Genomic DNA, 5,081 nt, shown 5'->3' with positions numbered 1-5,081 from the left:
GAGGCGTAGAGCCAATCGAGACGCGAGAGGAAATCTCTCTCGCAAAGCCCGCTAAGTTCGTAAAAAAACTGAGCGCCGCAGAATGCGGGATATTTACTCCGGCGAAGTCCCGCTACTGCGGGAAATGAGGCGTAGAGCCAATCTTCTAAAAGGTAAATTTTAAAAATCGATGAAAGGAAATACTTTTGAGTACTGAGTTTTTAGATAACCTCACTTTTCGGCAGTACTTTATTCAAATGCGACTGGAAGAGCCGATGAATTTTCATTATTTTCACGGACCAGCATTGAATGGGTTACTCTGTAAGGCACTCAAGCAAAACACATTAGGGAAAGATATCGTTCTTTTTCCGGTTGAGGTCGGTCTCATTGAATATCAGGCGGGAGACCCGTATAATTTTTCATACACGATTTTTTATGATTCCGAAAATACCGGCACGAAAATCAGGGATGCACTCATCGCCCGTTCTGAATTCCGGGACAATACCGAACCTTTCCAACGGTTTTCAGTAAAGGATTTTTCAGAGGTGCCAACACCCGATATGGGTGAAATGCTGGGTGTAATCCGAGAATGTGATGAGGTGACTCTTCGGTTTATAACTCCTTTAAGAATGGATCGTAAAAATCCGGAGGAAGGAAAAGCCTATTTTGATCCGTCGTTCTTCGATCCTGGTCGCTTCTTTCAACTACTGTATAACCGCCTTTATGATCTGAATAAACTATCCGGATCACAAATACCGGAATATCAGGAACCGGACATAACCGGTTTTGAAGTTATCGATCGGAATTTAATCTGGGTCGATGCGCCTTATACTTCTTTAAAAAAGACATTTGGCGGAATTATTGGCACGGTTCGGCTACGTTTAAATTCACAGGAGTACTGGAAAAAAGTGTTGGTTCTGGGTCAATTTGCTCATGCCGGAAACAACAGCGCTAAAGGTTTTGGCAAGTATATCATCGATCTCCCGGAATTTCGGAAATCGTTATTCCGACCGGCGTTGACGGTGTTGAATCGCGCAATCCGGGATGAAAATATGAGAGCGGCTTTTTATGAGGTGAAAGCCAATCGTGGAGTAGCGGGTTCCGACGGAGAATCAATTTCTGTTTTTGAAGCCGGATTATATGATAATTTGAAGCAGTTAAAAACTGACATTATTTCGGGGAAATACATATCTGAAGATCTGCGCGGAGTTATTTTACCGGTCAACGAGAAAAAGATCAGAGCATTGGCAATACCGGCAATCAGAGATCGGGTTTTTCAAAGAGCCGTATGTCAGGTTTTATCGCCATCCATCGATCAATTATTAGAAGACAGTTCATTTGCATATCGGAAAGGATTTTCGCGTGAGAGTGCGGCCAATGCTATTCAGAAAGCCTATGACGAAGGATACCGCTATGTTCTGGAATCCGATATTGAATCGTTTTTTGATAATGTGAAATGGGAATTGCTATATCAAAAGTTAGATGCCATTTTAGATGATGATCCGGTGATTCCGTTTATACGGCAATGGGTTAGCCAAACCGTCATATATCATGGTCAGCACCTCCTGAGAGATCGAGGACTTCCTCAGGGTTCAGCCATTTCTCCGCTTTTGGCAAATTTATTATTAGATGAATTTGATGAAGGTTTGCAGGATAAATTTCGATTGATTCGGTATGCGGACGATTTTGTAATTTTATGCAAGACTAAAGAGGAAGCCGAGTCCGCACTTGATGAGGTAAAGAAAGCCTTGCAATATCTCGCCTTGGAGTTAAAACCCGCCAAGACGCACTTGACTCATTTTGATTCCGGATTTCAGTATCTCGGATATATATTCTGCAAGTCGGTTGTATTGGAGACCGAAAAAGAACCCAAAAAGACTAAGAATGCACCGGTATTAATTCCAGTCCCAGAAGCAATACCCAAAAACAGTTGGTTGTCTAATGTCGATTTTCGGAAAATAAAGGAAATCCAACCGGTTCAATACGGGAAGAAAAAAGAATTTGCTTTAATCGATAGTGTCAATCAAAACATGAATTCCTTTCCGGTTTATTTATCGGATTCTGCTGTATTCGCCAGACTTTCGTATCAGACCCTGATAATTACGAATCGGGACTATCCTAAAGAATCCGGCAAGAAAATTCCCTTATCGCAAATCCGCTTCATCGTCGATTATGGAAAACCGAGTATAACGTTACCGGCCGTTATTGAACTAAGCCGTAGAAACATCCCGACTTTTTTCTGTTCACGCACAGGGGAAACCTATTGCTCTGTCCCGGCCTTTCAAACTGACTTCCAGATTTGGCAAAAACAAGTTGAGAAATCGCTAAACGAACAGTTCGTGATTGCCTTTGCCAAGGAAATCGTTCGCGCAAAGATTCATAATTATGCCGTTATCGCGAGGAGGCAGAAATGGGAAGACAGTGTACTTCGGCAATTTTCTATTTTAGAAGATCGGTGCGAACAGGAGACAAATTTAAATTCACTGAGAGGGTTTGAAGGAAAAGCCGCGGCCATCTATTTTGAGACTCTTACCAGTCAGATTCCACGGGAATGGAATTTCAATCATCGCCAAAAACATCCCCCGACGGATCCGATCAATGTTCTGCTTTCGTTTGGATATTCCGTACTCTATCATCATTTAGCAACTACCCTGATGGGCAATAATTTGAATCCGGCGATCGGTTGGTATCATTTTACACAAGACCGTTATCTGGCGTTGGCCTGTGATCTTCAGGAAGAGTTCAGGCATATTATCGATAGTCTTGTAATTCAGATGATTCACCGTAATCAGGTTAGTCTGGCTAATTTTAGTAAAAATGAAAATCAGAAATATCCATATCTGATGAAGAAGGACTTTCAGAAAAAATATATTTCTCTGATCGAGACCCGTTTGCAAACTAAGTTTAATCACCCGTATGTAGAGTCGGAAATTGATTTTCTTGGATTGTTCGATTATCAGGCAAACCAAATAGTAAATCTCTGTCAGGAAAGACAAGAAAAATACCGACCGTATCGCATCCATTAGCATGATTGCATTAATTGTTTATGATATTACAGATGACGATTCCAGAACGAAGATTTCCAAGTATCTGGAATCAGTCGGCCAGCGAGTACAAGAGTCGGTTTTTGAATGTAAAATTTCTACTTCTGAGATCGATACTGTTACAAGCAATATAGCAAATTTGATAAAATTACCAGGAAGCGTTCGTATCTATCCGCTTTGTCAGGAGTGCTTTTCAAAAGTACTGCATATCGGACATAATGAAAAAATCGGTGAGAATGGTTATGTCGTTTTCTAAAGATTTTTTAAAAAATTATCAGTATTCTAACAATATTGTCTTACTTGTGTGTGTTTGTATCAATTATCATATATAAGAGATTGCTAAAATGGAAAATAGAGTAATACTAATCATCACTGTTTTATTACTTCTCCCTTCCTGCACTAATTGGGAAGTGATGGAGCCGGTGAATGGGCAATTGTCGATTGAACTCCTGAATGTCGAAATTACTTTCGACTATAATGAAGAAGAAATCTCGGTTTTTAACAAGAACTGGAATAGTGCGCGAGTGACGATTAGCCGTCGGGAAAGCTGGGGAGAGTATTTAGAAATATATGACCGTCGTATCCTTGGTCGTGTAACTTCTACTTCGACAGCCTATTTTGAATCCGGCGACCGAATTAAAGTCAAAATTCAAACTCAAAATGACCAGGGCGAAGAAATAACAAAGGAATCCTACTTTGAATTGGGATAGCCTCAATTTATGCTAAAAGTTTTCAAAGATCTGTTTACAATAATTGCTTATACAATTTTATCGATCATTTTTATATCCTGTGGTGATTCGGATGATACCGAATATCAGGATAGATTTGCTTTGTACCTATTAAAAAACGATACACTAACGACGATTGATGTTCAAGATTCGGTATTGGCAGATATCGAATTGAAGGATATGCCTTCAATCACTTATGATGATATTATTGCCTATCAAAAAGAAGATCATAAAGTCTATCTAAATGAATACTTCTCCCGTTTTTTTGTAGGGGATACATTGAGAATTTTTTCATATTATTTTGGGAAGCCTTTTGTATTAATTGCTAACGATGAAAGAATATATCTGGGATCGTTCATATCGGGACTTTCATCCTGGGCGCCGGACACTCCACAAATTTTAGATTATGCAATTGACAATTCCGAAAAATCATTTATCATATTCGGGGCGCCAATATACAATGAATCTACCTTCGTTGATGTTCGAAATGATAAAAGAATATTTAAAGCGTTAAAGGATAAAATTATTGAGTAGTACGGTATTAACGAAAATTAAATACATAGACTGACCACTCAATTCAGCCAGTGCCTGGGGCAGTTTCAACGTGGCTGAGCGTTGGGCGTTAGTTGGCAACTAAAAACATTTTTTTTATGGGATTTTTAATTTGTTTGGGATTTGGATTTTGGCGATTGGCGCTTTTCATCAAATCCACATGGATTCTTCGAAATGTAAAATAGATTATATGAATTGTGAGATGGATATTCCATTTTGCATGATGGAATGTCTCTGATTCCGGGTGTAAATCGGGATTACCGACAAACGTTGACGAAAAACCGGATTCAGACCTGACGGCAGGGATCCAAATGATAATTTCCATTGTTTATAGCCCATGGATTTATCCATGAGTAGAAGAATCTCCCCCAACTATTTATCCTTATCGTCTCAGAGCGGAGCATTGAGACGAGATTAAACACTGACGCTGATTAACACTGAATTGTTATGATAATGCAGAGAATATGTGTCAGGTTGGAGGACTTGACAAGCGGATTATAAATGATTAAAATTAAGTGGTTTTTAAAAGGGTGATAAGGAGTTGGATGAAATATGAAAGTAAAAATCGGGAACAGCCAATAAGGTTAAGAAAGGTTTCTACATGTAGAAACCATGAAAGAAGCAAATGATGCAAGATAAACATATGTTAGGCAATAAAGAAGAAAGGTAAATAATGCGAAATATTAAAGTGTATAGTTAATCTTCTTCCGAATCAAGCCTAGTTATATTAAACTATGCTGTTGTAACGAAGCGAATCCCGATTATTCGGGAGGAGCGA

5 protein-coding genes are annotated in these 5,081 nt (G+C 39.2%); 4 read left to right on the top strand and 1 reads right to left on the bottom strand.

The annotated features are described in order from the left end of the window. Positions 1-185: 185 nt before the first annotated feature. The 4 genes from cas1 to COT43_03425 all read left to right on the top strand — a co-directional run bounded on the left by cas1 (position 186) and on the right by COT43_03425 (position 4,285). Positions 186-3,005, top strand: coding sequence for a CRISPR-associated endonuclease Cas1 (cas1, locus tag COT43_03440; protein PIS29590.1), 2,820 nt, complete (start codon positions 186-188; stop codon positions 3,003-3,005). 1 nt (position 3,006) lies between these two features. After that, a complete protein-coding gene (gene cas2, locus COT43_03435) occupies positions 3,007-3,279 on the top strand; it encodes a CRISPR-associated endonuclease Cas2 (protein ID PIS29589.1) in 273 nt (90 codons plus the stop codon). 157 nt (positions 3,280-3,436) lie between these two features. Then, a complete protein-coding gene (locus tag COT43_03430; GenBank protein ID PIS29588.1) occupies positions 3,437-3,733 on the top strand; it encodes a hypothetical protein in 297 nt (98 codons plus the stop codon). Between the two features lie 9 nt (positions 3,734-3,742). After that, on the top strand, positions 3,743-4,285 hold the full coding sequence (locus tag COT43_03425; protein PIS29587.1) for a hypothetical protein: 543 nt from the start codon (positions 3,743-3,745) through the stop codon (positions 4,283-4,285). 88 nt (positions 4,286-4,373) lie between these two features. Here the strand turns inward: COT43_03425 and COT43_03420 are convergent, their stop codons facing one another. Continuing rightward, positions 4,374-4,628 carry a hypothetical protein gene (locus COT43_03420; protein PIS29586.1) on the bottom strand — a complete coding sequence of 85 codons (255 nt, stop codon included), beginning with the start codon at positions 4,626-4,628 and terminating at the stop codon, positions 4,374-4,376. Positions 4,629-5,081: the final 453 nt, after the last annotated feature.

Source organism: Candidatus Marinimicrobia bacterium CG08_land_8_20_14_0_20_45_22, assembly GCA_002774355.1.
Classification (GTDB): Bacteria; Fidelibacterota; UBA2242; order UBA2242; family UBA2242; genus 0-14-0-20-45-22.
Note: the sequence above shows the minus strand (reverse complement) of the source record. Positions and strands in the feature narration are given on the sequence as shown.

Coding starts and splice junctions, on each gene's coding strand:
- cas2 (PIS29589.1), top strand. CDS start 3,007: ATGATTGCATTAATTGTTTATGATATTACAGATGACGATTCCAGAACG.
- COT43_03420 (PIS29586.1), bottom strand. CDS start 4,628: ATGGAAATTATCATTTGGATCCCTGCCGTCAGGTCTGAATCCGGTTTT.
- COT43_03425 (PIS29587.1), top strand. CDS start 3,743: ATGCTAAAAGTTTTCAAAGATCTGTTTACAATAATTGCTTATACAATT.
- COT43_03430 (PIS29588.1), top strand. CDS start 3,437: ATGGAGCCGGTGAATGGGCAATTGTCGATTGAACTCCTGAATGTCGAA.